The sequence below is a fragment of the Plantibacter sp. VKM Ac-2885 genome (genome assembly GCF_015351205.1).
In the GTDB taxonomy this organism is placed as follows: Bacteria; Actinomycetota; Actinomycetes; order Actinomycetales; family Microbacteriaceae; genus Plantibacter; species Plantibacter auratus.
The window spans coordinates 1,267,805-1,293,606 of the sequence record NZ_JADKSK010000001.1 but is presented as its reverse complement, the minus strand read 5'-3'; the positions used below and the strand labels follow the sequence as shown (position 1 = coordinate 1,293,606).

The following is a 25,802-nucleotide window of genomic DNA, read 5'->3' as shown; positions in this document are numbered from 1 at the left end:
CCGTGCCGGTGGCACCGTAGCCGGAACGGACGGAGCGGTTCATGCCAGAGGGTGACACGGTCTTCCAAGCCGCGCACCGGTTGCGGCAGGCGCTCGCCGGTGAGGTCGTGACCGGCTTCGACCTGCGGGTGCCCGCCTTCGCGACCGTCGACCTCCGGGGCGACGTCGTCCACGACGTCATCCCGCGCGGCAAGCACCTCCTGCACCACATCGGCGACCACACGCTCCACACGCACCTCAAGATGGAGGGGTTGTGGCACGTCTACCAGCCGGGCGAGCACTGGCGGCGGCCGGCTTGGAAGGCCCGCGCGATCGTGTCGACGCAGCACTGGGTGACGGTCGGGTTCGAACTCGGCCTCGTCGAGGTGTTCCCCTCCAGCGAGGACGAGGAGCGCTTCGGCTGGCTCGGTCCCGACCTCCTCGGTCCGGACTGGGACGAGGAGCGCGCCATCCACAACCTCGAGGCCGACGGCCGCGAGATCCATGTCGCGCTGCTCGACCAGCGCAACCTCGCGGGGCTCGGCAACGAGTACGTCAACGAGCTGTGCTTCATCCGTGGCGTCCTCCCGACGAGGCCCACCACCGAGGTCGACCTACCGGGCGCTGTCCGCCTCGGCTACCGGCTCATCAACGCCAATCGCGACCGCCGCAACCGGGTCACGACGGGCGACACTCGGCCCGGCCGGAAGACGTGGGTGTACTCACGCGACGGCCAGCGCTGCCTGCGGTGCGGCACCCGGATCCAGCGCGGCAAGCTCGGCGCCGACCCGACCGCCCTCCGTGACACCTACTGGTGTCCCCACTGCCAGACCTGACCCGACTGCAAGCTGCCGGTCCCTGAGGCACCATCCCCGGTCACCGAGCCCACCACCACCGGTCACCGAGCCCACCACCACCGGTCACCGAGCCCACCACCACCGGTCACTGAGCCTGTCGAAGTGCAACCCCACCCGACGCACCCCACCCTTCGACAAGCTCAGGGACCGGAACACGCTCACGGACCGAAGGGTCCCCGGTCCCCGAGCCACCACCACCGGTCTCCGAGAGCCATCATCATCGGTCACTGAGCCTGTCGAAGTGCAGCACCACCCGACTCGCCCCACCCTTCGACAAGCTCAGGGACCGGAATATGTTCACGAACCAGCAGGTCACCGGTCTCCGAGAGCCATCATCACCGGTCTCCGAGAGCCATCATCATCGGTCTCCGAGAGCCATCATCATCGGTCACTGAGCCTGTCGAAGTGCAGCCCCGCCCGACGCACCCCACCCTTCGACAAGCTCAGGGACCGAAACACGCTCACGGACCGAAGGGTCCCCGGTCCCCGAGCCACCACCACCGGTCTCCGAGAGCCATCATCATCGGTCACTGAGCCTGTCGAAGTGCAGCACCACCCGACGCACCCCACCCTTCGACAGGCTCAGAGACCGGAAGGTTCCCCGGTCCCTGAGCTTGTCGAAGGGGCGTCCCGGTGCCGCCGGCCACTGATCCACCCGATCGGGAGCGACAGCAGCAGGAGGTAGAGCGCCTGGGCGCCGAGCCCCGGCACCGTCGCGGCCAGGATCCCGGCGAGCACCATCAGGCCGATCGGGAACCACACGAGCACCCATGGTTGGCGTGGCGCGGCTGCCGCCTCGTCGCTGAGCAGCCCGTCCCGCTCGACGACCACCTGCTGGAGTCGCACCGCGACCATCGACACGAGCATCGTCGCGATGTAGAGCGTGGGGGCGCCGCGGTCGTCACCCGTCCCGTCGAAGAGGAGCACCGTCGGGAGCGGCAGGAACACGATCCCGGCGAGCCAGAGGAAGTTCAAGGTCACGAGCCGCGTCGAGTACTTGGCGGTGCGCTCGAACAGGCGGTGGTGGTCGCGCCAGAAGTTGGCGATGACGACGAAGCTCAGAGCCGCTGCGGCGAGCCCGGTCCAGTTGTCGCCGAGGAACACGGCCACCGGGCCGCCGTCGTCCTCCTGCGCGAGGTCGACGAGCGGCAGGATGATGAGCGTGATCGCGATCGCGACGACGGCGTCGCTGAAGTTGACGACGCGGTCGAGCCCTCGCTCCGTCGTCGGACCGGGTCGACGGCGGCCCGTCGGACGCCCATCCTCGCCGGCCATCGTCAGCTCACGTCGGCGTCGTCGGTCGCGGTCCCCTGCACCATGGCGACCCAGCGGGCCAGGAAGGCCGCACCCGCCTCGTCGTGGATGAGCGTCGGGTGGGTCAGCACCGGGTACGGCTTCTCGGGGACGCCGTCGGCGGGGCGGACGTCGACGTGCGCGACCTCGTACCCGTGCTCGAACAACCAGTCGGCCATCGCGTAGTCGCTCCGGGAGTCGCCGACCGTGCGCCAGGCGAGCGGGAGCGCACCGCCGTCGGCCTCGAGGAGTTCGAGCGCGCGCTCGGCGCCGAGGTCCTTGCCGAGCCGGACCGACTCGATGTCGGTGGAGATGATCGTCGGGTCGATGCGGTACTGCACGAGGCCGGCGTCGTCCGGGTAGCGGCCTGGGGCGTGCTCGACCCCGAACCCGCGACGGGCGAGCTCGGCCCGGGCGTCGTCGTCGAAGTGCTTCCGCACGACCGCGTAGTCCGCTGCCGGCACCTCGACGTGCTGCTCGACCGAGACCATCGCGCGCTTGGTGTGGTCGAAGAACACCGTCTCGGCGTACCGTTCGTCGACGAGGCGCTCGATGACGTCGCCGTAGCCCTCCGGCATCGCGACGTCCTGATCGAGGCTCAGCTCGTCAACCCCGGCCGCCGAGAACCCGAACCACACGGCGCCCTTCTCGCAGATGCCGTAGAGCCGGACGTCGTCCGCGAGCCCGGCAGCCAGGAGCGGTGGGACGACCACCTCGCGGAGGAACGCGTCGCTCCGTCCGGTGTTGAAGGCGATCGGGACCCCGGCGTTCGCGAGCGTCGCGAGGTCCTGCGCGATGCTGGGGAGGTTGATCGTCCGGGTGATCGGACTGGCGATGGGGCCGTCGACGTCGAGCAGGAGACCGAGGATGGGGCGGGACGCGTTCACGGGTTCAGCCTAACGAGCACCCGGCGTGGATAGACTCACTCCACCATCACCGGTGTTCGAAGGAGATCACTCGTGTTCATCAGCCCGCATCCCGACGTCGAGATCCCCGACCTGAGCGTCTACGACACCCTGTTCGGCGGCATCGCCCCGAGCGACCTCGACCGCATCGCCCTCCGCGACGGCACGACCGGCGCCGAGACGAGCTATCGACAGCTCATCGGCCAGATCAACGCCCTGGCCGGCGCCCTCGCGGCGGCCGGCATCGGGGTCGGCGACGTGGTGGCCCTCCACGCGCCGAACGTCCCCGCCTTCGCCACCGTGTTCCACGGCATCCTGCGCGCGGGCGCGACGGCGACGACGGTGAACGGCCTCTACAACGCCGAGGAGATCGAGGCGCAGCTGCGCGACGCCGGCGCGACGATGCTGTTCACCGTCTCCCCGCTGCTCCCCCAGGCCTGGGCTGCGGCGAGCGCCTGCGGCATCCCCTCCGACCGCGTCGTCGTCCTCGACGGCGCGGAGGGGCACGCGTCGCTGAGCGACCTCCTCATGCGCCGCCTCCCCGCGCCGGACGTCTCGTTCGATCCGGCCACGCACGTGGCGGTGCTGCCCTACTCCTCCGGCACGACGGGTCGGCCGAAGGGCGTGATGCTCTCGCACCGGAACCTCGTCGCCAACGTGCAGCAGTCGATCCCGCAGCTCGGCATGGTCGCCGACGACCGGATCCTCGCGGTCCTGCCGTTCTTCCACATCTACGGCATGACGGTGCTGCTCAACCTCGCGCTGTCGCGGCGCGCCTCGCTCGTGACCATGCCGCGGTTCGACCTGGCTGAGTTCCTCCGGATCATCCAGGACTTCCGCTGCAGCTACGTGTTCATCGCCCCGCCGATCGCGGTGGCGCTGGCGAAGCACCCGCTCGTCGACGAGTTCGACCTCTCGAGCGTCCACACAATCTTCTCCGGTGCCGCGCCCCTGGACGCGACGCTCGGGCGGGCGGTCGAGGAGCGTCTGGGCTGTCGGATGCGACAGGGCTACGGCATGACCGAACTCAGCCCGGTCAGTCACGCGATCGCGTTCCAGGCCGAGGGGGCGTCCCTCGACAGCGTCGGCACGACGCTGCCGAACATGCAGTGCCGGATCGTCGATCCCGAGACCGGCGCCGAGGTGGACTACCCGGCCGAGGGCTCGGACGAGGAGAGCGCAGCGGGCGAGCTGCTCTGCGCGGGGCCGAACGTCATGCTCGGGTACCTCGGCAACGAGGAGGCCACTCGCGAGACCCTCGAGGCCGACGGCTTCCTCCACACCGGCGACATCGCGACCGTCCGCGGTGACGGCACCGTGCGCATCATCGAGCGGTTGAAGGAGCTCATCAAGTACCACGGCTACCAGGTGGCGCCGGCGGAACTCGAAGCGCTGCTGCTCGGCCACCCGGCGATCGCCGACGCCGCCGTCATCGGGGTGCTCGACGATGAGGGCCAGGAGGTGCCGAAGGCGTTCGTGGTCCTGCAAGCGGGCCAGGACGTCACCGCCGAGGCGCTCATGGCGTGGGTCACTGAGCGGGTCGCCCCGCACAAGAAGATCCGGCGCGTGGCGTTCGTCGACGCCATCCCGAAGTCGGCGTCGGGGAAGATCCTCCGGAAGGACCTCCGGGCCGCGGAGGCCGCCCCCACCGGTTCCTGAGCCGGTCGAAGGGCGCCCTTCGACACTTCGACAGGCTCAGTGCGGCGCAGCTCAGGGACCGAAGGCCGGTCAGGATCGAGGGCAGCTCAGTGACCGACGGCGGCGACCATCCGGTCGAAGGCCGCGTCGAGCTCCGGCTCGGCCGGCTGCCAGTGCGGGTTCGCGTCGTGGAACGCGACCATCTCCGCCGCGCCGTCCCAGAACGGGATGGTGGGCCGGAACTCCGGGACGAGACTGCGGATGCGGGTGTTGTCGAAGACCATCGGGAACGCCTTGTCGCCGAGGAGCGTCGGCCCGAGCGGTGGGTGGACCTCCGCGATGACGTCGGACGGCACGTGCACGATGTCGGCCTCCACGCCGGCCGCCTCCGCGATCCACCGGGTGATGTCGTTCCAGCTCGGTGCGTGGTCGCCCGTGATGTGGAAGGCCTCCCCGAGCACGTCGCGACGACCCAGCAGGCCGACGAACCCGACCGCGAAGTCCTCGGTGTGGGTGATGGTCCAGCGGGTCGTCCCGTCGCCGTGCACGACCACCGGCTTGCCCGCGCGCATGCGGTCGAGGTCGGTGCGTCGGCCCATCGTCGGGATGAGCGTCCGGTCGTAGGTGTGCGACGGGCGCACGATCGTGGCCGGGAACCCCTGCTCGCGGTAGGCGTGGACGAGGACGTCCTCGCAGGAGATCTTGTCGCGCGCGTACTGGGAGAACGGGTTCCGGAGCGGCGTCGACTCGACGACGGGCAGGCGCTGCGGCGGCTTCTGGTACGCCGAGGCGGAACTGATGAACACGTACTGGCCGATCCGCCCGGCGAAGCGGTCGATGTCCGCCTGCACCTGCGGTGGCGTGAACGCGGTGAACTGCGCCACGACGTCGAACTCACGCGAGCCGAGCGTCTCGGTCACCGCATCGGTGTCGCGCACGTCCGCGCGGAGGAGCTCGACCTCCTCGGGGAGGGGACGGACGTGGGACAGGCCGCGGTTCAGGACGGTGACGTCATGGCCCAGCGACACCGCTCTGGCGACCGACGCCGAGGAGATGATGCCGCTGCCGCCGATGAACAGGATGCGCTTCGTCGTCATTGGTCCATCCTCGCGCACCAGAGACCGACTCGCCCAGGCCTGGACAGGATAGGGAGGTCCCTTCTGGCACTTCGACAAGCTCAGTGACCGGGAGAGGTCTACCCGGACTGGGTCAGCGCTCGCGCTTGACGAACGCCATGGCACCGACGACGAGGGCGAGCAGCACCCCGGAGACGAGTCCCCACACGACCGGCGCCTCGGGTCCGAGGATCAGGAGCATCAGCAGCGCGGCGAGCGCGAGGACCCCGGCGACGACGAGCGCCGTCGTCCATTCGTTCCATCGCATCCCACCAGCCTAGGCTCCCGTCGCCCAGGCCGGGTGGCGCGGGAGCCGCTGCGGTGAACCGGCGGGACCGCTCAGCGGTGCTCGGCGAGCAGCTCCTCGGTCCGTTCCCAGAGCCCGCGGGCGAGAGCGACGTCGTCGGCGAGCTTGTTCGTGCGCGCGGGCTTGCGCTTCACGAAGTAGCCGCCCGAGGTCCAGTCGAGTCCCGGCTGACTCTCGGCCAACCAGAAGAGTGTGTCGGCGCCCTCCTCGGGGGTGTTCAGCAGGCGACGACCGAGCGGGTTCGCATAGAGGAACCGCATCGCGCCGTCGGGCGCGCTGGAGAAGTTCGTCGAGATGACCCCCGGGTGGAACGCCGCCGCGGACAGTCCACGCGGACCGTACCGACGGTCGAGCTCCTTCGTGAAGAGGATCTGCGCCAGCTTCGCGTTGCCGTAGGCGCGCGTGGGCGAGTAAGACCGTTCGGCGTCGAGGTCGTCGAGGTCGAGCTTCCCGAACAGGCGGTTGGCGACACTCGAGGTGTTGATCACCGTCGCTTCGGACTCGACGAGGCGGTCGAGCAGGAGATGGGTGAGGAGCGCGGGTGCCAGGTAGTTGATCTGGAACGTCTGCTCATGGCCGTCCGTCGTGACCTGGCGGTCGGCACCGAAGATGCCGCCGGCGTTGTTGGCGAGGACGTCAATCCGCGGGTACTGCTCGAGGAGCTGTTCGGCGAGGAGCCGCACCTGCGCCAGTTCGGCGAAGTCGGAGATGAACGAGGCGGCCCCGATCCGCCGCGCGACGGCCGCGGTCTTCTCCGGTGACCGCCCGACCACCACGACCTGCTCGCCCGCGTCCGTCAACGCCTTCGCGGCCGCAGCACCGATGCCGTCGCTCGCGCCGGTGAGGACGATCACCCGGTCGCTCACGCGGACGACTTCCGGGGGCGGGGCTCGCTGACGTTGGTCGGGCGCGCCCGCTCAGCGATGTCGGGGACCTCACGGCCGATCGCGAGGTCGCCGGTCTTGTTGGCGTCCTGCATCATCGACTCGAGCCAGCTGCGGTTGAGCTCCGGACGCTCCTCCTGGTCGAACTCGAACTGCAACGAGATCGACGGGTGCACCCAGATCGTCACGCGTCCGCCACCGGTCTCGAGCGAGCGCGGCCAGGAGATCGTGAAGGACTCGTTGCGCCGCAGCTTCATGACCGCGATCGACTTCACGTGCGCGAGCATCCGGTCGTCGAGTTCGAGTTCTCGCGATGAACTCCCGTAGATCAGCTTTCCCACCAGATGTCTCCTCTTGTGCCGGTCGTCCTCGCGCACCCGGGAATCAGGGCGACGCGACGCCCGAGCACACCGGGCGTTGCCCCCATCGTAGGCGACCGAGGGATCGCCGTCGTGCCGGTTGACGGGCGGGCGGCGGCCCAGTTCAGGGGGCCGCGGTGTTGTCCCCCACGGCCTCGCGAATACGTCAACTTCCGCGGAAAATCAAGGGATTTCGGCGCTGTTTCGTGAACCTGGCAAAGCCCTGGGCGGCGGCGGAATCGACCAAACCGCGGTTCACGCCGCCCCCGAACGGCGTGCATGACCGTGAAGCCCGAATCTTCCGTCGTGCACCCGAGCCAGCCGTCCGTCCCCGAACGATCCATCGCTCCGGGAACGCGTCCCCACCGTGCACGCCAGCCGTTGCGTCTCCCCAAGCTCGTCTCCCAGCTGGTCACCTTCGGCCTCGTCGGTGGCACCGCGTTCGTCGTCGACGTCGGTGTGTACAACCTCCTCCGGTTCACCGTGCTCGACGACAAGCCGATCGGCGCGAAGGTGATCTCCGTCGCCGTCGCCACGATCGTCGCGTGGCTCGGCAACCGGGCGCTGACGTTCCGGACCGAGCACCGCCGCGCGGTGTGGAAGGAGGGCGCGCTCTTCGCGCTCATGAACGTCCTCGGCCTCGGGATCGCCGCCGGGTGTCTCTTCGTCTCGCACTACGTCCTCGGCTACACCACGCCGCTCGCAGACAACATCGCGGGCAACGGCGTCGGTCTCGTCCTCGGCATGGTGTTCCGATTCCTCGCCTACCGGTTCGTCGTCTTCCGGCCCGCCGAGTCGGCGACCGATCGCCGTCGGAGCACGACGACGCAGGAAGCGCCCGTCTCGAACCCGGCCGCATCGGCACCCGCCGCCGCACCGCGCACCACGACCCCTCGTCGCCCCGCACCGACCCACGCACTGCCGACCTCTGGAGGCCTGTCCTGATGGCACCCGCACTCGCACCGCTGCTCGGAGCGCTCGCGCTCATCCCCTCCCGCCCGTTCGCCGCCGCGGACGAGCCCGCTCCCCTGCTGACCCCGCAGCCCGCGGCACCCACGGAACCGCTGCCGAACCGCGGCACCCTGGTGGACCCGACGTCGGCGGCCGACCCCGGCTCCTGGAGCATCGGTGAGTGGCTCGGCTACGGCACCATGCTGCTGTTCGCCGCCGCGCTGACGATCATCGCCGTCACCACCCTCTACTGGATGCTCCACGCGTGGCGGTCGACCGGCCATCTGAAGAACACCGGGTTCGCCGCAGTCCCGCTGCCCGCCAAGCACTCCTTCACCCTGCTCGTCCCCGGTCGGCATGAGGAGGAGGTCATGGGCCAGACCCTCGACCGCCTCGCCGAACAGGACCACCCCGACTTCGAGATCATCGCGATCGTGGGCCACGACGACCCGGGGACCGAGCGCGTCGTCCGCGAGGCCGCCGCACGGCACCCCGATCTGATCAAGGTCGTCGTCGATGACAGCGTGCCGAAGAACAAGCCGAAGGCCCTCAACCGGGCGCTGCAGATCGCCCGCGGCGACGTCGTGGGCGTGTTCGACGCCGAGGACGAGGTGCATCCGCGCCTGCTCACGCTCGTGGACTCCCGCTTCACCGAGAGCGGCGCCGACGTCGTCCAGGGCGGCGTGCAGCTCATGAACTTCCAGTCGAGCTGGTGGTCGCTCCGGAACGTGCTCGAGTACTACTTCTGGTTCCGGTCGCGCCTGCACTTCCACGCGAACTCCCGCTTCATCCCGCTCGGCGGCAACACGGTGTTCGTGAAGAAGACCTGGCTCGACTGGTCGGAAGGCTGGGACGACGGCTGCCTCGCCGAGGACTGCGAGCTCGGCGTCCGACTCTCGAGCGCCGGCGCGACGGTCGTCGTGGCCTACAGCCCGGAGGTCGTCACCCGCGAGGAGACCCCAGGGACCCTCAAGTCGCTCTACAAGCAGCGCACGCGCTGGAACCAGGGGTTCCTCCAGGTGCTGAAGAAGGGCGAGTGGCGCAAGCTGCCGACGTTCCGTCAGCGCATGTTCGCCCGGTACCTCCTCTCGATGCCGTTCCTCCAGGCGGCGACCGGCCTCCTCATCCCCGTCTCGGTCCTGCTGGTGCTGTTCGCGAAGGTCCCCGCGCCGATCGCGCTCCTCACCTTCATCCCGCTCGCGCCGACGATCGTCACCCTCGCGGTGGAGGCCTCCGGGCTCGGTGAGTTCGGCCGCCTCTACGGCCAGAAGGTCCGCCTCCGCGACTACGCCCGGCTGATCCTCGGCACCTTCCCGTACCAGATCTTCCTCGGCCTGGCCGCCGTCCGTTCCGTCTTCCGCGAGTGGAAGGGCGACCACTCCTGGGAGAAGACGGAGCACACCGGCGCCCACCGCAGCGAGGAGGTCGCCGAAGCCACCGAGGCCGCTCCCGTCTCCGTCGACCTGCCCGACCGCGCACCCGAGCTCGTCCTCCAGAACGGAGCAACCCGATGACCGGCATCCTCGAACGACCGGCCGCCCCCGGCCGACCAGAGCTCCACCTGGAGAGCGACCGCCTCGGCTGGCTCACCTCAGGGCCACCGGCACAGCGAGGCCCCGGCGTCGTGCGCCGCTGGCTCTCGCGCCACGGTCGCACCCTGGCCTTCCTCCTGCCCGTGCTCGCCATCGCCGCCGTCGTGCAGGCCATGAATATGGGCGGATCCCCGCAGCGCATCGACGACGAGGGCACCTACACCGCCCAGGCGTGGAGCGTGCTGAAGCTCGGCGAACTCGCCCACTACACCTATTGGTACGACCACCCGCCGCTCGGCTGGCTGCAGATCGCGGCCTACACGGGGCTGACCGGTGCGTTCGACCGCTACGACATCGCCGTGGTCGCGGCACGTGAGGCCATGCTGGTCGCGACGCTCATCTCCGTCGTGCTCGTGTGGGTCCTCGCCCGCCGCCTGCACCTCAGCCGGTCCATGGCCGCCGTCGCCGCACTCGTGTTCGCGATCTCGCCACTCGCGGTGCAGTTCCACCGCACCGTCTACCTCGACAACGTCGCGGTGCCCTGGCTCCTCGGTGCCTTCATCCTCGCGACGAGCCGCAAGCACCAGCTCGTCGGCTTCGCGGGTTCCGCCGCCGCGTTCGGCATCGCCGTGCTCAGCAAGGAGACCTTCCTGCTCGCCCTGCCCTTCCTCGCCTGGACCATGTGGCGCGCGGCTCGGAAGGAGACCCGCCGGTACACGCTGCCGGTCGCCGCGACGATCGTCGTCGTCATCGGTTTCACGTACGTGCTCTTCGCCGCCATCAAGGGCGAGCTCATCCCCGGCCCTGACCGGGTGAGCCTCCTCGGCGGCGTCTTCTTCCAGCTCGGATCGCGCGTCGCCAGCGGCTCCCTCTTCGACCCCGAGAGCCTGTCGGCCAAGACCCTGAGCATGTGGTGGCAGTTGGACGCGGCGCTCCTCGTCACCGGGGCGGTGGCCGCCGTCGCCGGACTCTTCATCTCGCGGCTGCGTGTCATCGCCGCGATGACCGTCTTCCTCGGCCTGTTCATGCTGCGCCCGGGCGGCTACCTGCCGGTGCCGTACGTCATCATGCTGCTGCCGTTCATGACGATCCTCATCATGGGGGTGACCGGCGCGGCCATCCGCCGGTTCCGTCGCCGCTCGACCGTCGAGGCCGGTGCACCGCGCCGTCGTCTTCTCGGCGGACGCGCGGCCGGAGCCGTCTGGGTCGCCGCCGTGCTCGCAGCAGCCGTCGTCGCCGTCCCGAACACGGCGACCCAGCTCCGCGGCTTCCTCCTCGCCGACCTCGACAAGCCGGTCCGGCAGGCCCAGCAGTGGGTCCAGACCAATGTGCCGAAGGAGTCCCGCGTGATCGTCGACGACGCGATGTGGGTCGACCTCGTCGAGAGCGGCTTCGATCGCGACAACGTCATCTGGTACTACAAGATGGACACCGACTCGGCCGTCCAGGCCCAGTCCCCCAACGGTTGGCGCGACGCCGACTACATCGTCACGACCGACTCGATGCGGACCTTCCCGACCACTTTCCCCGAGGTGAAGGGTGCGATCGACAACTCCGAGCTCGTCGCGACCTTCGGCTCCGGGACGCAGGCCGTCGAGGTCCGCCGCATCGACGCCGACGGTCTGGACGCTGCGGCCGATCAGGCTGCCGGACGCACGGCGGCTCGGGCGGCGCTCGGCGCGCAGCTCCTGCTGAACCCCTCGCTCAGCGTCTCGGCGGAGGCCGCGCAGACCGTGAGCGATGGCCAGCTCGACTCCCGCGCCCTGCTGGCCCTCGGACAGGTGCTCGCTACGACGCCGGTCCGGCTCGAGAGCACCCCGGTGCTCGACGGCGAGACGGGCGACGTGCGCCGGACGATGGTGCTCCGCACCGGCACCGAGGCGGGCGACAGCCGTCTGGCCGACTCCATCCGCTCGATCCAGGGCGACTACGCGGCCGACCGGGTCGAGCAGACGGCGGCCGGCGTGCGGGTCACCTACTCGGTCGTCGAACCCGACGTCGTCCGCTGACCACCGTCCCGAGCACCGGCTCGAGCCGGACACCCGGGCTACCCGAACCCCCGAACCACCCGAAGAACAGGAGTTCCACCATGCGAACCACCACCACGAGGCGAATCGCCCTCAGCGGCCTCGCCGCCGTCGCGACGGCAGCACTCATCGGCTTCGGCACCACCGCCGCGAGCGCCGCCACCACCGATGCCGCAGGCACCGGCTGGATCCGCGTCGGCCACCTCTCCGCCGACACCAAGACCGTCGACGTGAAGCTGTCGGCACTCTCCGGCGGCGCGACCGTGTTCGAACTCGACGACGTCGCCTACGGCCAGGTCTCCCCCTACACCGACCTCGCCGCCGGCACCTACGTGGTGTCGATGGTGCCCGCCGGGTCGCCCGACAGCACGAAGCCGGTCATCAGTACGAACGTGACCATCACGGCTGGGGAAGCGGCCACCGTCGCCGCCTACGGTCCCAACAAGGACCTGCAGACGAAGGTGTTCGAGGACGACCTCACCGGTCCGACCGAGGGTGCGGCGCGCATCCGGCTGATCCAGGCGTCGACCGACGTCAAGAGCGTCGACGTCAGCACCTCGACCGGCATGCCGATCGCGAAGGGCGCCACCACCGGAACGGCGACCGACTACGCGAGCGTCCCAGCCGGCCCGTGGGATCTCAAGCTGACCGGCGGCAAGCAGGCGGCCGAAGCCTCGGTGAACCTCGCGCCCGGCACGGTGAGCACACTCTTCGTGCTCGACAACGCCGCAGGTGGCGTCACCCTCATGCCCGTCCTCGACAGCTCAGCGGCCGGTGACGCTCCCGAGGGTCCGGTGGAGACCGGTGGCGGTGGACTCGCCAAGGAGTCGTCGACGCTGCGGGGCGTCCTCGACGACCTCGACGCGAAGCTCGCCCGGCTCGTGCGCGACCTCGGGACGGCGGTGAGCTGACCATGAGCGCCAAGAAGACGATCGGTATCGCTGCGACCGCGGTCGCCGCGGTCACCGCGACCGCCGTGATCGCCTCCCTGGCTACCGGGTTCCCGGCGAACCTCCTCCAGGGCCCGACCGCGGCGTCACCCGGCACCGCCGACACCGACGGTCAGCCTGGCCCGACCTCGACGGTCACGGACCGGACCACCACCGAGGCCGCAGACGCGTTCCTCGCCGACTGGGTCGACGACGGCCGCGTCGTGCGCCGGGACCAGGGTGACGACACGGTCAGCGAAGGGCAGGCCTACGGACTGCTCGTCGCGGCCGGGGTCGGGGACGAACAGTCCTTCACCGAGATCTGGGACTGGACCGAGCGGCACCTGCAGCGCCCCGACGGGCTGCTCGCCTGGCAGTGGCGCGATGGCGAGGTCGTCGACGACGAACCCGCCAGCGATGCGGACCTCGACGCCGCCCGCGCGCTCGTCATCGCCGGTACCCGCTTCGACGAGCCGCGGTTCACCGATGCCGGCGTCACGCTTGCCGGTGTGATCGCCGACCGCATGACCGCCGAGACCGCCGCGGGCCGGATCCTGCTGCCCGGCGTCTGGGCCGCAGCGACCGAGCCCTACGCGTACAACCCGTCCTACGCCTCCCCTGTCGCCTTCTCGGTGCTGGGTGCGGCGACGGGTGACCCGCGGTGGGCCGAACTGCAGGCGGGTTCCGCTGCGGTCACGACCACCCTGCTCGACGAGAGCCCGCTCCCGCCCGACTGGGCGCAGGTGCACGCCGACGGCACCGTCGACGCCATGCCCGGCGCGGCAGGGACCGGGCAGAGTGTCCGCTACGGCTACGACGCGGCCCGACTCCCGATCCGCTACGCCGAGTCCTGCGACACCGCCGACCGGGCGACGGCCGCCCGCCTCGCCTCGACCCTCGCGCGGTCGAAGGAGCTGCGGGCGGAGACCGACCTCGGCGGATCTCCGCTGACCTCGGACGTGCACCCGCTCGCCCTCCAGGCCCGAGCGGCCGCGCGTGCCGCGGTGGGCAACCTGCCGGAGTCGGCGGACGACCTCCGAGCCGCCGACGAACTCGCGCAGGAGGTGCCGAGCTACTTCGGCGCCGCCTGGGCAGCCCTCGCGCCCATGATGCTCACGACCGGTGAGCTGGACGGGTGCCCGCCGCTCACCGAAGGAGCCACCTCATGATCCGCGCACACCGCCGGACGATCGGCACGCTCGCCGCGGCCGGAGCACTCCTCACGGCGCTCGCCCTCTCGGGCTGCGCCACGACGCACGCCGGGCAGACGCCGACCTCGCCGAACGCCGCCGACGGGCCGATCACCTCCTCGGAGGCGACCGACCGTGGCGCCGCCGGTGCGAAGCAGGACCCGGTCGCCCAGGCGCCGGCCGCCGATGTCAGCGCGCTGAGCGTGAGCCGGGTCCAGATCCCGTCGATCGGGGTCGACGCGGCGGTCGAACCGCTCGAGCGCGATGCGTCCGGTGTCCTCCTGCCGCCCGTCGAGTGGGAGGACGCCGGGTGGTACCGCGCCGGCGTCCTGCCCGGCCAGGTGGGGCCCGCGGTCATCGCCGGTCACCTCGACACGACCCTCCGCGAGGCTGTGTTCGTCCACCTCAAGCAGCTCGTGGCGGGCGACCAGGTGACGGTCACGATGTCCGACGGCTCGACCGCCACCTACGCCGTGGACCGCGCCATCGACGTCGAGAAGAAGACCTTCCCCACCGAGGAGGTCTACGGGCCGACGCCCGACGCGCAGCTCCGGCTCATCACCTGCAACGGCCCCTTCGACGACGCCGCGAACACCTACGCGAACAACTATGTGGTCTTCGCCTCGCTCGTCAGTACGACCCCGTAGCGCCGCTCCCCACCCCCGGTCCCCGAGCCCCATCAGCCTGTCGAGGGGCCGCTCCGCTCCGAACCACTCCCAACGACCCGAAAGGAACCGACGTGAACCGCTCCCTCGTCGTCATCCCCACCTACAACGAACTCGACAACCTGCAGCCGATCGTGAACCGCACGCTCGCCGTCGCCGGGGTCGACATCCTCGTCGTCGACGACTCCTCCCCCGACGGCACCGGGTTCCTCGCCGAGCAGCTCGCCGCACAGCACCCGCAGGTGCACGTGTTCCACCGGGCCGTGAAGGACGGGCTCGGTGGGGCCTACCTCGCGGGCTTCGCCTGGGCGCTCGCCCGCGGCTACGAGGTCATCGTCGAGATGGACGCGGACGGCTCCCACCACCCCGAGGACCTGCCCCGCCTGATCGCGCTCCTCGACGATCACGACCTCGCGCTCGGCTCGCGCTGGGTCCCGGGTGGCGTCGTCGAGAACTGGCCCGCGCACCGACTCGCGCTGAGTCGCGGCGGCAACCTCTACACGCGACTCGCCCTCGGGATCGGTGTCGCCGACGCGACCGGCGGGTTCCGCGCGTTCCGCAGCGAGGCACTGCGTCGCATCGACCTCGCCGACGTCGCGTCGCAGGGGTACTGCTTCCAGGTCGACCTCCTCTGGCGGGCGCTGCAACGCGGGCTCCGGGTCGTGGAGACGCCCATCGTCTTCACCGAGCGGGTGTCGGGCGAGTCGAAGATGAGCGGCGGCATCGTCTCCGAGTCGCTCAAGAAGGTCACGATGTGGGGCGTGCGTCGCCGCCTGCAGGAGGTCCGCGCGCTGCTGCAGGGCCACCCGCTGCCCTCCGTGCGCGTGCTGTCCACCCGCTGAGACCAGGTGGCGCGGCCGGCGACGACCACGGGCCGACGAGGGCTGCACATCTTCCCAGGTCCTTGCGGTTCCGCCGCCCTCCCCGGAGTCGTAGCGTGAGGGTATGACCAATCGCACGCGCACCCCGCAGCACCCCATCGGTTCCGGCTTCGGCCACTCGAGCACCGCGGCGGAGGTGCTCGAGGGCATCGACCTCAGCGGCAAGCTCGCCATCGTCACCGGCGGCTACTCCGGTATCGGCCGCGAGGCCGTCCGCGCCCTGGTCGGCGCGGGTGCCCAGGTCATCGTCCCCGCACGACGCCCGGAGACCGCTCGCGAGGAGCTCGCCGGCATCGACGGCGTGGAGGTCGATGAACTCGACCTGGCCGACCTCGCGAGCGTCGAGGCGTTCGCCGACCGCTTCCTCGCCACGGGCCGGGGCATCGACCTCGTCATCACGAACGCCGGTGTCATGGCGGCTCCCGAGACGCGCGTCGGTCCCGGCTGGGAACTCCAGTTCGCGACGAACCACCTCGGCCACTTCGCCCTCGTCAACCGCCTCTGGCCCGCCATCGTCAAGGGCGGCTCATCACGGGTCGTCGCGTTGTCCTCCAGCGGCCACAAGCGCTCAGGGATCCGCTGGGACGACGTCCAGTTCGAGCACGGCTACGACAAGTGGGAGGCCTACGGGCAGGCGAAGACCGCCAACGCGCTCTTCGCCCTCCAGCTCGACACGCTCGGTGCCGAGGAGGGCGTCCGCGCGTTCTCCGTCCACCCCGGTGGCATCCTCACGCCGTTGCAGCGGCACCTGCCGCGCGAGGAGATGATGGCGCTCGGCTGGGTCGACGCCGAGGGCAACCTCCTCGTCTCGGGGTTCAAGTCGCCCGAGCAGGGTGCCGCCACCGAGGTCTGGGCCGCGACCTCGCCGTCGCTCGACGGCCTCGGCGGGGTGTTCTGCGAGGACTGCGACATCGCCGGCCCTGCCGAGACCGCGGTCTCCCCGGCCTCCGGTGTCGCCGACCACGCGACCGATCCGGAGGAGGCGGCCCGACTCTGGGCGCTCTCCGCCGAACTCACCGGGGTCGACGCCTTCGCTGCGCGCGACTGATCGGCCGGCGCCACCCCTTGCAGCCACCCGCCCACGGACCTACCGTGAGAGCGGATCAGCGCGACGATGCGCGAGACGGAGACCGCCCCAAGCGGATCTCGGAAGGAGCACCCCATGAGTGACCAGAACGCCGACATCAACAACCCGGGCCCACACGACGAGGCCGTCGACGACGCGGCGGCCGAGCGCGTGGCGTCCACGACGAACCCCGGCCCGCACGTCGCCGCCGACGACCCGGCGGCGAGCGGCGAGGCCGACATCACGAACCCCGGTTCGGAGACCGAACGCGACGCTGCGGCCGAGCGCGAGGCGGAGCGCGTCGCGAACATCACCAACCCCGGCCCAAGCTCCTGACCCCACCGACCCTTTCTCAGGAGTTCGCTGGCGCGTCGATCCGTTTCCCGGGCGGCGCACCGGAGGACTCCTGAGAAAAGTCACCCAGCTCTAGCGGTCGGCGCGAGGCGGAGTGCGTCGCCGACATCACCAACCCCGGCCCAAGCTCCTGACCCCACCGACCCTTTCTCAGGAGTTCGCCGGCGCGTCGGTCCGCCCACCGGGCGGCGCACCGGAGGACTCCTGAGAAAAGTCACCCAGCTCTAGTGGTCGGCACGAGGCGGCCGCAAGCGCGTCTCCTCGATGTCGAGCATCGTCTGCGCCTCGGCGAGGATGCGCGACGGGTACGCACCGCGTGCCCGGGCGTCGAGGAGCCGCTCACGCTCGGCCTGCACGACGGCGAGGCGCAGCTGGCGGTAGAGCCGGTGCGGCGTCTCGGCGTGCGTCTCACTGGGTGAGACCGACTCGCGCGAGCGTTCCCAGGCGGCTTCCGCCCGCAGGAACGTCGACTGCCTGACGCGTTCGAGCAGATCGGGGTCGATCTCCTCCTCGATGCCGACCGCCGACGCCGGATCCTCCAGCACACCGATGCCCGCGTAGCTGATCTCGTCGAGGAGGGTCGCGAGCTGTCGGCGGTCCTCGGACTCGTCGATCCCCTGCACCTTGAGCAGCCGGATGAGCCACGGCAGCGTGCCGCCCTGGACGACGAGCGTCACGACGGCGACCGTGAAGGCGATGAGGACGAGCTGCTCGCGGTACGGAGTGCTCTGCGGCAGTGACTGTGCGGCGGCGAGCGTCACGACGCCGCGCATGCCCGACCAGCTGAGGATGACGCCACCCCGCCAGTCGATCTGTTCCAGCCGCAACTGCTCGAGGTCGGCGCGCTGCCGCTCGTAGGCGCGCTCCCGCCGCCGCCGTCGGTGCCATCGGCGGTTCTGTCTCGGGAACCGTTCCGAGTACCCCATCGACAGCCACCGTTGCAGGGTCTGCCGCTCGGCCCAGCGTTCTCGTGCACGGAGCCCGAGCACGAGCGGCCCCACCCACAGGAACCGCAGCGCGATGAGCGCGGCCGTCGCGACGAGACCGATCCCGATGGACTCCTCGACGGACAGGATCTCAGCGTCGACGGCGCCGATGAGCGTCCGGATCTCGAGTCCGATGAGGAGGAACACGGCGTTCTCGAGCAGGAACTGGATGGTCCGCCAGTTGATGCGGTCGCTGATGCGCGCCTGCGCCGAGAACGCGGCCGAGCTCGCGTGCCCCGTGTACAGGCCGGCGATGACGACGGCCAGCACGCCGGACCCACCGAGCGCCTCGGTCGGCATGAACGCCACGAACGGGACGGCGATGGAGATCGCGGTGTCGAGGACGGAGTCGTTGAGCTTCGACCGCAGCCAGACGGTGACGTACCCGGCGATGAAGCCGACGATGATCGCCAGGACGACCGCGTAGACGAAGTCGCCGACCGTCGCCCACGGCGTGAGCATGCCGCCGGCCGCCGCAGCGCTCGCCGATCGGAGGAGCACGAGCGCGGTCGCGTCGTTCACGAGCCCCTCGCCCTCCAGCACGGTCAGGAGGCGGGGCGGGAGGCCGAGACGGCGTCCGATGGACGTCGCCGCGACCGCGTCGGGCGGGCTGATGATCGCGCCCAGGGCGATGGCGGCGGCCAGGTTGAGGTCGGGCAGGAGGCTGAAGAGGAGGAAGCCGGCACCGAACGCGGTGACGATGACGAGCACGACCGACAGACTCGTGATGGTGGCGAGGTTGCGGCGGAAGTCCATGATCGGGACGCTGATCGCCGCGGCGTAGAGGATCGGCGGCAGGACGACGTCGAGCACGAGTTCCGGTTCGACCTCGATCTCCGGGACGCCCGGGAGATACGAGAGCCCGACACCGACGATCACGAGGATGATCGGCGCGGCGACGCCCAGCTTGCGGGAGAAGGCAGCGACGGCGACGATCACCGCGATGCCGACGACCGCATACACCCCGAGTTCCATAGCGATCAGGCTATCGGTCGCTCGACCGGCCCCATCCCGACGGCTGTCGTGGGTGCCGGGAAGCTATTCGAGCAGGCCCCGGATGTCCTCCGCAGTGAGCGCCTGGCTGAAGACCGCGTCGTCGTCGAGGACCGCAGCGAAGAGCTCAGACTTCTTGGCTTGGAGCGCCATCACCTTCTCCTCGATGGTGTCGGCGGCGACCAGTCGATAGACCATGACGTTCTCCGTCTGGCCGATGCGGTGCGTGCGGTCGATGGCCTGCGCCTCTGCTGCCGGGTTCCACCACGGGTCGAGCAGGAAGACGTAGTCCGCCTCGGTCAGGTTGAGGCCGAACCCGCCGGCCTTCAGGCTGATGAGGAAGACGGGCGCGTCACCGGTGCGGAAGCGGTCGATGACCTCACCCCGACGACGGGTGGACCCGTCGAGGTACTCGTACGCGATGCCCTGCTCCTCCAGCCGACGAGCGGCGGTGCCGAGGAAGCTCGTGAACTGGCTGAAGATGAGCGCCCGGTGGCCCTCGGCGACGACGTCATCGAGCTGCTCGAGGAGTGCGTCGAGCTTGCTCGAGGGGATGCCCGCGTGCTCCTCGGCGTCGATGAGACTCGCGTCGAGGCTCAGCATTCGCAGCAGGGTGAGTGAGCGGAACACGATGAACCGGTTGCGGTCGAGGTCGTCGACGAGTCCGAGAAGTTTCTGCCGTTCGCGCTGGAGGACGAGGTCGTAGAGCTTGCGGTGGGCCGGCGCGAGCTCGATGCGCAGCACCTGTTCCTGCTTCGGCGGCAGTTCGGGCGCGACCATCTCCTTGGTGCGGCGCATGAGCAGCGGTCGGATACGTCGGCGCAGGGTCTGCAACCGACTCGAGTCGAGGCCCTTGCCGATCGGCTTGACGTAGTGCTCGGTGAAGCGCGGCGCCGAGGCGAACAGGCCCGGTGCGACGATCGACAGCAGTGACCAGAGCTCCATGAGGGTGTTCTCGATGGGCGTGCCGGTGATCGCGAGCTTGAACGGTGCCCGGAGGTCGACGGCGCACTCGTGCAGCTTGGCGCGGTGGTTCTTCACGAACTGCGCCTCGTCGAGGATGAGCCCCGACCACTCGACCGCCTGGTACGCCGGTGCGTCGAGCCGGAACAGCGCGTAACTGGTGACCACGATGTCGGCGCCCGCCGAGATGTCCGCGATCGACGCGCTGCCCTTCGCCTGCGTGGTCGCGATGCTGCGGACGACGAGGTCGGGCACGAAACGCGCGGCCTCGGCGACCCAGTTGGAGACGACCGACGTCGGGGCGACCACGAGGAACGGCGGTGCCGTGGTCCCGGTGGTCTCGCGCGCGTGGGCGACGAGGGCGAGGGTCTGCAGCGTCTTGCCGAGCCCCATGTCGTCGGCCAGGATGCCGCCGAGTCCGTGCTGCCAGAGGAACGCGAGCCAGCGGAAGCCCTCGACCTGGTAGGGCCGGAGGTCGGCGTGGAGTCCCGACGGCAGCGGGGTGTCGGGGACCGCTTCGATCGCGTTGAGTCCGGCTGCAGCCTCGCGCCAGGAGACGGCCTGCTCGGTCTCGTCGGCGAGGTCTTCGAAGTCGGCCCAGAGGCTCGCCTGGTAACGGCTGATGCTCGGCTTCGTCTCCCACTCCTTGAGCGCGGCCGCCTCGGTGAGCAGCTCGCGCAGGCGGTCGAAGGCGGGGTGCTCGAGCGAGAGGTAGGTGTGGTCGACCATGAGCAGCTTGGTGCGCCCCTTCGAGAGGGCCTTGAAGAGGGGCTCGAAGGGGACGCTGTACTCGCCGATGTGGATGACGATCCCGAGGTCGAACCAGTCGCGCTGCTCCGTCTCCACCGTGGTGACCGAGATGTGGGGCGTGCCCGTGAGTTCCCGGTACTCAGGGCGGTCGCCGGACACCTCGACGAGGACGTCGTCGAGCGATTCGAGCACGGGCAGGGTGCGCTCGGTGACGAGTGCCGCGTCGAACTCCGTCAGGACCTGCGGCCTGGGCGGCCAGACGCCAGGGGTCGTGAGCTCGTCGAACGAGCCCGCGGCGAGTGCCCGGCGTTCCGGTTCCGCTGCGGCGGCGATGGCGGCACCGACCCGGTCGAGGATGGCCCGCTCCGAGCGTTCGTCGCGGAGGACCTCGGCAGCGGGACCTCCGGTGGCGGCGTCGGTCGGCACGCCGTGCGGCACCGTCGACACGAGCGGCCGTCCTGCGGCGAGCGCCGGGGTGCCGCCACCGATCGGGACGCGCTGCGCCGGGGCGTACTGCCAGAACCAGGCGAGGCGCAGGGTCTGCTTCGGTTCGAACGAGGCCGTGAGCACGAGGACCGGCGGCACGATCTCGGGCAGGGCCACGGTGCCGTCCGTCGAGCTCAGCGAGATGCTGCGGCGGAGTCGTGGGACGTAGTGCTCGAGGAACTCTGGCACCTCGGCTTCGGGGACGACGACGGGCTCGCCCGGCCCGAGGAGTCCGCGGGCCTCGTCGGTCAGCGGTTCGGCGAGCGGTGCGAGCACGATCGCCTGCTGGGGTTCGAGCGTGTAGTGGTAGAGCCCATGGTCGCCCAGGGCTCCGCTCGTGGCCGCGTCGACGTCGGTGCCGTCGATCGTCACGACGGGTCGGAGGACGACGCCATCGTCGTCGTGCGCGGCGTCCAGCCGGATGGCGGCTGTGGCTCCGAGGGTGACCGTGCCCTTGCGCGTACCGACGAGTTCGATCCCGAGTTGGGACGCCTCCTCGAAGAGATGCCAGAGGACGGGGCTGCCGAAGTCGTCGAGGACGAGCCAGTCGGAGTCACCGGCGCCGGCGTAGGCACCGGCTGGCGGACGGGTGGCACGCAGGAGCGCCTGGAACTGCGTGAACCACTGCTGATGCGCCGGATCGAGCGATAGCCGGTGGCCCTGGTGCGTGAAGGAGGTCCAGGAGATCGTCGACTTCACGAAGCCGCCGCCGGCCTTCTTGACGACAGGTCGGACGGCGATCCGGCGGGGGTGCCGAGGCTCGGGCGGGCCGTCGGCCGTGCGGGAGGTCGGTCCGCGCCAGCGTTCGGCGGTGCGCGGGATGCTTTCGCGGACCTCGAACTGCAGGCCCATGGCCGTCGGTGCTGTGGCGCGACCGGCGTCGCCGGCGAGGGAGTCGAGTCGGTTCCGCCAGCTGGGCGGCGCCGGCGGCGTCTGCGGACTCGGCGTCCATCGCGCTGCTCGCCGTTCCGCCTCCGGACGCCAGGAGGCGGGGAGGTCGTCGAGCTCGTCGAGGGCGTACATCGGCTGGTGCTCGGCCGGTTCGTCGAGCGCGGGGTCGTTGATGGGTGCGGTCCAACGCCGGTCGGAACGCCAGGACGCCTCCTTCCCCGAGGGCGGCCGCTGTGGGGCCACCCACCGGTCGGAGCGACCCTCGGCCCGGAGGTGGGCCGCGTTGCTGTGCAGCAGGGTGGCGACGATGTGCTTGCAGTCACCGCGGAGCGGGCAGGAGCACGCGCTGCCTTCGATCCGCGCGAACCCGCCGGTGTCGTCGCCGAGGTCGATGATGCAGGCGTACGGGACGTCGGTGGAGCCTTCGACGATCCCGCGAAGCCGACGCTTGTCGGGGTCCCAGTCGGCGGCGGTGACCCGGCCGTCCCTCGCGTAGACCCTGCCGCGGTCGAACGCCACCCGCCCGACGAGCCGGACGAGGTCGGCCACGTCGACCAGTGGTGCGGGCTCGGGAGTCATCGCCCCATGGTCTCACGCACGACGGACACCCTTCCCTCCGGCCAGCGCGGTGCGCTGACGCGAGCGCGGGTCTCCCACGTGAGCGCGCCCCTCCGGAGGGGCGCGCTCACGCCTGCGGGTCGCGGTCGGTCCAGCGCCCCGCGCTGACCACAGCACCGCCCGAGGCACGTCCGGCGGCTCGTAGAATGAAGCAATGACCTCTCTCCCCCACGACGAGCCTGCGAACCACGCTCCCGGCGACGACGAGGGCATCGATCCCACCGATCTCGAGGTCACGCTGCGCGTCCTTCAGACCATGGCGACGATGGACGAGGAGCACCCCGACTACCTCCAGGTGCGCCGCGCCACCGCCAAGATGTTCAAGGCGGTCAAGAAGGAGCGCCGACTCGACCGTCGGGCCCGGATCGCCGACGCCGACCGCGCCGTGATCGCCGCCACCGCGACGGGCGCCCCCGACCGCATCGACGACGAGACGCGAGGCATCCCGCTCGCCACCACCACGACGGCTCCGACCGCCGGCGAGCTGCTGGTGCCGCGCAACTGCTACATCTGCAAGCAGCCGTACACGACGGTCGACGCCTTCTACCACCAGCTCTGCCCGCAGTGCGCGGCGATGAGCCACGCGAAGCGCGACGCCCGCACCGACCTCACCGGCAAGCGCGCCCTCCTCACCGGCGGCCGCGCGAAGATCGGCATGTACATCGCGCTGCGACTCCTGCGCGACGGCGCACACACCACCATCACCACGCGATTCCCACGCGACGCAGTCCGCCGCTTCAGCGCGCTCCCCGACAGCGCCGAGTGGCTGCACCGCCTGCGCGTCGTCGGCATCGACCTCCGCGACCCGGCCCAGGTCATCGCCCTCGCGGATTCCGTGGCCGAGCAGGGTCCGCTCGACATACTCATCAACAACGCCGCGCAGACGGTGCGCCGCACGAAGGGCGCGTACCAGCCGCTCGTCGACGCGGAGCTCGCCCCGCTGCCCGACGGCCCACTGCCCGAGCTCGTCACCTTCGGCCACACGAACGACGCACACCCGCTGTCGCTCGCGGCGTCGGTGTCCGCCCACCCGATCCTCGCCGCTGCGGCCGCCAAGGCCGATGCGCTCACCGAGGCGGCCATGACGGCCGGGTCGTCCTCGCTCGAACGCCTCGCCGCCGGCACCGCGATCGACGCCGGCGGACTCGTGCCCGACGTCGACCACAGCAACAGCTGGGTGCAGAACGTCGACCAGGTCGAGCCCATCGAGATGCTCGAGGTCCAGCTGGCGAACGCGACCGCCCCGTTCATCCTCATCAGCCGGCTGCGTGCCTCGATGGCGGCATCCGAATTCCCGCGCACCTACGTGGTCAACGTCTCCGCGATGGAGGGCGTCTTCGGTCGCGGGTACAAGGGCCCGGGCCACCCGCACACGAACATGGCGAAGGCCGCACTGAACATGCTCACCCGGACGAGCGCACGCGAGATGTTCGAGACCGACGGCATCCTCATGACGAGCGTCGACACCGGCTGGATCACCGACGAGCGCCCGCACCCGACCAAGGTGCGACTGGCGGAGGAGGGCTTCCACGCCCCGCTCGACCTCGTCGACGGCGCGGCGCGGGTGTACGACCCGATCGTCCGCGGCGAGGCCGGCGAGAACCTCTTCGGCGTCTTCCTCAAGGACTACCGCCCGAGCTCCTGGTGAGGTTCGACTCGCGGTCGTGGTCGAGGACCCGGCGATGATCGGTCCGGCGGCCGTCCGCTTCCTCCGGGAGGCACCGCTCGGTTCGCGGGTCGTCGTGCGCTTCGCACTGCCCGAGGGCGCTGAGGCGGGTGCGACCGATGCCCTCGGTGAGCTCGTCGAGCGGTCGGACACGAGCTGCACGGTCGAGACCAGGCGCGGACCGATCGTGATCGCCGACGCCGACGTCATCGCGGCGAAGCCCGTCCCACCTGCGCCGGCACCACGGGAACGCCGCCGCTCGCCCTAGGCTGGGCCGATGAGCAGCGAAGTCACCCAGGACCCGTCGCCGACGCAGCATCGCGTCGAAGTGACTCTCCGACGCCCCTGGTACGGCGCCTTCCAGCGTCCGACGGTGGTGTTCGACGGGCGCGGCCAGCCGGCGCAGTGGGGCACGGGGAGCTGGCAGGTCGGCGGGACGGACGTCTCCTTCGAGGTCTTCCTCTTCAACCGGGTCTGGCGGTACGGCGCGGCCAGGACCACCTTGACCGCCGGCGTCGACACGTCGCTGATCTACCGCGCCCCGCTCCTGCCGTTCCTCCCCGGTCGGTTCACAGCGAGCTGAGCGGTGGCTCGGAAGCCCGTCGGCGGCCGCCCCTAGGCTGGCCGGATCACCCCTTCACGCACGGGCATCGGGAGAACACGGCATGGCGAAACGCACCGGAACGACGGCACCACGGCTCGACCCCGTCCGTCTCATCGGATTGACCGACGGCGACGAGGGAGCCCTCGACGCGCACGACAGCGTCGAAGGCCTGCGGTTCGCCGACCTCGACCTGTCGCACCGTGACCTCTCGGGCATCACGATCTCCGAGTCCTTGCTCGCGGGTGTTCGAGCCGATCAGACCGACTTCCGGGCGGCGTCGTTCCTCGACTCCCGGCTCGAGCGGTGGGACGCGCCCATCCTCCTCGCCCCACGGAGTCGGCTGCGCGATGTCGAGCTGGAGGGCTCCCGGGTCGGTTCCGCCGACTGCTATGACGCGAACTGGCAGTCGGTGCGGGTCACCGGGTGCAAGCTCGGGTTCGTCAATCTGCGCGGGGCCGTCCTGCAGGACGTCCTGTTCGAGGACTGCACGATCGACGAGCTCGACCTCGCCGATGCGACGGCCACCCGGGTGCGCTTCGTCGACTGCACCCTCAACAGTCTCGACGTCACGCGGGCGAGGCTCACCGACGTCGACCTCCGGACGCTCGAGCTCCGGCGCATCGCGGGCATCGAGCACCTTCGGGGTGCGACGATGACCCCGTTCCAGGTCGGCGAGCTCGCCGCGATGTTCGCCGAGCAGTTCGGCATCCGAGTCGAGGACTGACCTCCCGGGTTGCGCCAGCGCGGTGCGCTGACGTCACCGCGGGTCTGACGCGTGAGCGCGGGTCTCCGGAGACCCGCGCTCACGCGTGCACCCCGCGCCCACGCCGGTTCCCCCGCGCTCGCGCCAGCGCACCGCGCTGCCGCCCGATGACCCGCGCTCACGCCAGCGCACCGCGCTGGCACCCGAGCC

General features: G+C 70.6%; 23 protein-coding genes. 15 read left to right on the top strand and 8 right to left on the bottom strand.

Annotation, left to right across the window (positions count from 1 at the left end):
- The first annotated feature begins 41 nt into the window (after positions 1 to 41).
- Positions 42 to 815 (top strand): Fpg/Nei family DNA glycosylase, encoded by a 774-nt coding sequence (locus tag ITJ66_RS06260; RefSeq protein ID WP_194644042.1) that lies wholly within the window; start codon positions 42 to 44, stop codon positions 813 to 815.
- Between the two features lie 603 nt (positions 816 to 1,418).
- Here the strand turns inward: ITJ66_RS06260 and ITJ66_RS06255 are convergent.
- Together ITJ66_RS06255 and ITJ66_RS06250 are read right to left on the bottom strand one after the other, a co-directional pair.
- On the bottom strand, positions 1,419 to 2,111 hold the full coding sequence (locus tag ITJ66_RS06255) for a TMEM175 family protein (RefSeq protein ID WP_194644040.1): 693 nt from the start codon (positions 2,109 to 2,111) through the stop codon (positions 1,419 to 1,421).
- A gap of 2 nt (positions 2,112 to 2,113) precedes the next feature.
- Positions 2,114 to 3,016 carry a hypothetical protein gene (locus ITJ66_RS06250; RefSeq protein WP_191940586.1) on the bottom strand — a complete coding sequence of 301 codons (903 nt, stop codon included), beginning with the start codon at positions 3,014 to 3,016 and terminating at the stop codon, positions 2,114 to 2,116.
- Positions 3,017 to 3,088: 72 nt separating this feature from the next.
- Between ITJ66_RS06250 and ITJ66_RS06245 the strand changes: the two genes are divergently transcribed.
- On the top strand, positions 3,089 to 4,693 hold the full coding sequence (locus tag ITJ66_RS06245; RefSeq protein ID WP_229940514.1) for an AMP-binding protein: 1,605 nt from the start codon (positions 3,089 to 3,091) through the stop codon (positions 4,691 to 4,693).
- Between the two features lie 86 nt (positions 4,694 to 4,779).
- On the opposite strand, the gene ITJ66_RS06240 is transcribed toward ITJ66_RS06245, so the two are convergent.
- The 4 genes from ITJ66_RS06240 to ITJ66_RS06225 all read right to left on the bottom strand — a co-directional run bounded on the left by ITJ66_RS06240 (position 4,780) and on the right by ITJ66_RS06225 (position 7,319).
- Positions 4,780 to 5,769 carry an SDR family oxidoreductase gene (locus tag ITJ66_RS06240; protein WP_192018672.1) on the bottom strand — a complete coding sequence of 330 codons (990 nt, stop codon included), beginning with the start codon at positions 5,767 to 5,769 and terminating at the stop codon, positions 4,780 to 4,782.
- Between the two features lie 112 nt (positions 5,770 to 5,881).
- Entirely contained in the window at positions 5,882 to 6,055 is a 174-nt protein-coding gene (locus tag ITJ66_RS06235; protein WP_194644038.1) for a hypothetical protein, read from the bottom strand.
- Between the two features lie 71 nt (positions 6,056 to 6,126).
- Positions 6,127 to 6,960: an SDR family NAD(P)-dependent oxidoreductase gene (locus ITJ66_RS06230; protein ID WP_194644036.1), complete on the bottom strand. Its 834-nt coding sequence runs from the start codon at positions 6,958 to 6,960 to the stop codon at positions 6,127 to 6,129.
- Entirely contained in the window at positions 6,957 to 7,319 is a 363-nt protein-coding gene (locus ITJ66_RS06225; RefSeq protein ID WP_137242204.1) for a hypothetical protein, read from the bottom strand. Before ITJ66_RS06225 ends, ITJ66_RS06230 begins: the two co-directional genes overlap by 4 nt.
- A 297-nt stretch (positions 7,320 to 7,616) precedes the next feature.
- On the opposite strand from ITJ66_RS06225, the gene ITJ66_RS06220 reads away from it, so the two are divergent.
- The 9 genes from ITJ66_RS06220 to ITJ66_RS06180 all read left to right on the top strand — a co-directional run bounded on the left by ITJ66_RS06220 (position 7,617) and on the right by ITJ66_RS06180 (position 16,914).
- Positions 7,617 to 8,282: a GtrA family protein gene (locus ITJ66_RS06220; protein ID WP_137242205.1), complete on the top strand. Its 666-nt coding sequence runs from the start codon at positions 7,617 to 7,619 to the stop codon at positions 8,280 to 8,282.
- Positions 8,282 to 9,802 (top strand): glycosyltransferase family 2 protein, encoded by a 1,521-nt coding sequence (locus ITJ66_RS06215; RefSeq protein WP_228501517.1) that lies wholly within the window; start codon positions 8,282 to 8,284, stop codon positions 9,800 to 9,802. Before ITJ66_RS06220 ends, ITJ66_RS06215 begins: the two co-directional genes overlap by 1 nt.
- Positions 9,799 to 11,829 carry a glycosyltransferase family 39 protein gene (locus ITJ66_RS06210; RefSeq protein ID WP_194644034.1) on the top strand — a complete coding sequence of 677 codons (2,031 nt, stop codon included), beginning with the start codon at positions 9,799 to 9,801 and terminating at the stop codon, positions 11,827 to 11,829. Before ITJ66_RS06215 ends, ITJ66_RS06210 begins: the two co-directional genes overlap by 4 nt.
- An 80-nt stretch (positions 11,830 to 11,909) precedes the next feature.
- Entirely contained in the window at positions 11,910 to 12,758 is an 849-nt protein-coding gene (locus tag ITJ66_RS06205) for a DUF4397 domain-containing protein (RefSeq protein ID WP_194644032.1), read from the top strand.
- A gap of 2 nt (positions 12,759 to 12,760) precedes the next feature.
- The gene (locus ITJ66_RS06200; protein ID WP_194644030.1) at positions 12,761 to 13,945 is read left to right on the top strand and encodes a glycosyl hydrolase family 8; all 1,185 of its coding nucleotides are present in this window, start codon (positions 12,761 to 12,763) and stop codon (positions 13,943 to 13,945) included.
- Positions 13,942 to 14,613 (top strand): class F sortase, encoded by a 672-nt coding sequence (locus tag ITJ66_RS06195; RefSeq protein ID WP_194644028.1) that lies wholly within the window; start codon positions 13,942 to 13,944, stop codon positions 14,611 to 14,613. Before ITJ66_RS06200 ends, ITJ66_RS06195 begins: the two co-directional genes overlap by 4 nt.
- A gap of 92 nt (positions 14,614 to 14,705) precedes the next feature.
- Positions 14,706 to 15,473 (top strand): polyprenol monophosphomannose synthase, encoded by a 768-nt coding sequence (locus ITJ66_RS06190; protein WP_137242210.1) that lies wholly within the window; start codon positions 14,706 to 14,708, stop codon positions 15,471 to 15,473.
- A 103-nt stretch (positions 15,474 to 15,576) separates the two neighbouring features.
- Positions 15,577 to 16,560 carry an SDR family NAD(P)-dependent oxidoreductase gene (locus tag ITJ66_RS06185; RefSeq protein ID WP_194644026.1) on the top strand — a complete coding sequence of 328 codons (984 nt, stop codon included), beginning with the start codon at positions 15,577 to 15,579 and terminating at the stop codon, positions 16,558 to 16,560.
- 114 nt (positions 16,561 to 16,674) lie between these two features.
- On the top strand, positions 16,675 to 16,914 hold the full coding sequence (locus tag ITJ66_RS06180) for a hypothetical protein (RefSeq protein WP_086474520.1): 240 nt from the start codon (positions 16,675 to 16,677) through the stop codon (positions 16,912 to 16,914).
- Positions 16,915 to 17,156: 242 nt separating this feature from the next.
- Here the strand turns inward: ITJ66_RS06180 and ITJ66_RS06175 are convergent, their stop codons facing one another.
- On the bottom strand, positions 17,157 to 18,893 hold the full coding sequence (locus tag ITJ66_RS06175) for a sodium:proton antiporter (protein ID WP_194644024.1): 1,737 nt from the start codon (positions 18,891 to 18,893) through the stop codon (positions 17,157 to 17,159).
- A 63-nt stretch (positions 18,894 to 18,956) separates the two neighbouring features.
- The gene (locus ITJ66_RS06170; protein WP_194644022.1) at positions 18,957 to 22,580 is read right to left on the bottom strand and encodes a DEAD/DEAH box helicase; all 3,624 of its coding nucleotides are present in this window, start codon (positions 22,578 to 22,580) and stop codon (positions 18,957 to 18,959) included.
- Positions 22,581 to 22,773: 193 nt separating this feature from the next.
- Between ITJ66_RS06170 and ITJ66_RS06165 the strand changes: the two genes are divergently transcribed.
- The 4 genes from ITJ66_RS06165 (at position 22,774) to ITJ66_RS06150 (ending at position 25,613) form a co-directional block, all read left to right on the top strand.
- The gene (locus ITJ66_RS06165; protein ID WP_194644020.1) at positions 22,774 to 24,267 is read left to right on the top strand and encodes an SDR family NAD(P)-dependent oxidoreductase; all 1,494 of its coding nucleotides are present in this window, start codon (positions 22,774 to 22,776) and stop codon (positions 24,265 to 24,267) included.
- Positions 24,268 to 24,283: 16 nt separating this feature from the next.
- Complete coding sequence (locus tag ITJ66_RS06160) at positions 24,284 to 24,553, top strand: hypothetical protein (RefSeq protein ID WP_370582579.1); 270 nt, start codon at positions 24,284 to 24,286, stop codon at positions 24,551 to 24,553.
- A gap of 9 nt (positions 24,554 to 24,562) precedes the next feature.
- Positions 24,563 to 24,868 (top strand): hypothetical protein, encoded by a 306-nt coding sequence (locus ITJ66_RS06155; protein ID WP_159877855.1) that lies wholly within the window; start codon positions 24,563 to 24,565, stop codon positions 24,866 to 24,868.
- 82 nt (positions 24,869 to 24,950) lie between these two features.
- Positions 24,951 to 25,613 carry a pentapeptide repeat-containing protein gene (locus tag ITJ66_RS06150; protein ID WP_194644018.1) on the top strand — a complete coding sequence of 221 codons (663 nt, stop codon included), beginning with the start codon at positions 24,951 to 24,953 and terminating at the stop codon, positions 25,611 to 25,613.
- Positions 25,614 to 25,802: the final 189 nt, after the last annotated feature.

Excerpts from the sequence above, each read along its gene's own strand:
- ITJ66_RS06260 (WP_194644042.1), top strand. The coding sequence starts at position 42 with ATGCCAGAGGGTGACACGGTCTTCCAAGCCGCGCACCGGTTGCGGCAG.
- ITJ66_RS06255 (WP_194644040.1), bottom strand. The coding sequence starts at position 2,111 with ATGGCCGGCGAGGATGGGCGTCCGACGGGCCGCCGTCGACCCGGTCCG.
- ITJ66_RS06240 (WP_192018672.1), bottom strand. The coding sequence starts at position 5,769 with ATGACGACGAAGCGCATCCTGTTCATCGGCGGCAGCGGCATCATCTCC.
- ITJ66_RS06235 (WP_194644038.1), bottom strand. The coding sequence starts at position 6,055 with ATGCGATGGAACGAATGGACGACGGCGCTCGTCGTCGCCGGGGTCCTC.
- ITJ66_RS06220 (WP_137242205.1), top strand. The coding sequence starts at position 7,617 with ATGACCGTGAAGCCCGAATCTTCCGTCGTGCACCCGAGCCAGCCGTCC.
- ITJ66_RS06215 (WP_228501517.1), top strand. The coding sequence starts at position 8,282 with ATGGCACCCGCACTCGCACCGCTGCTCGGAGCGCTCGCGCTCATCCCC.
- ITJ66_RS06210 (WP_194644034.1), top strand. The coding sequence starts at position 9,799 with ATGACCGGCATCCTCGAACGACCGGCCGCCCCCGGCCGACCAGAGCTC.
- ITJ66_RS06205 (WP_194644032.1), top strand. The coding sequence starts at position 11,910 with ATGCGAACCACCACCACGAGGCGAATCGCCCTCAGCGGCCTCGCCGCC.
- ITJ66_RS06200 (WP_194644030.1), top strand. The coding sequence starts at position 12,761 with ATGAGCGCCAAGAAGACGATCGGTATCGCTGCGACCGCGGTCGCCGCG.
- ITJ66_RS06195 (WP_194644028.1), top strand. The coding sequence starts at position 13,942 with ATGATCCGCGCACACCGCCGGACGATCGGCACGCTCGCCGCGGCCGGA.
- ITJ66_RS06185 (WP_194644026.1), top strand. The coding sequence starts at position 15,577 with ATGACCAATCGCACGCGCACCCCGCAGCACCCCATCGGTTCCGGCTTC.
- ITJ66_RS06180 (WP_086474520.1), top strand. The coding sequence starts at position 16,675 with ATGAGTGACCAGAACGCCGACATCAACAACCCGGGCCCACACGACGAG.
- ITJ66_RS06175 (WP_194644024.1), bottom strand. The coding sequence starts at position 18,893 with ATGGAACTCGGGGTGTATGCGGTCGTCGGCATCGCGGTGATCGTCGCC.
- ITJ66_RS06170 (WP_194644022.1), bottom strand. The coding sequence starts at position 22,580 with ATGACTCCCGAGCCCGCACCACTGGTCGACGTGGCCGACCTCGTCCGG.
- ITJ66_RS06165 (WP_194644020.1), top strand. The coding sequence starts at position 22,774 with ATGACCTCTCTCCCCCACGACGAGCCTGCGAACCACGCTCCCGGCGAC.
- ITJ66_RS06155 (WP_159877855.1), top strand. The coding sequence starts at position 24,563 with ATGAGCAGCGAAGTCACCCAGGACCCGTCGCCGACGCAGCATCGCGTC.
- ITJ66_RS06150 (WP_194644018.1), top strand. The coding sequence starts at position 24,951 with ATGGCGAAACGCACCGGAACGACGGCACCACGGCTCGACCCCGTCCGT.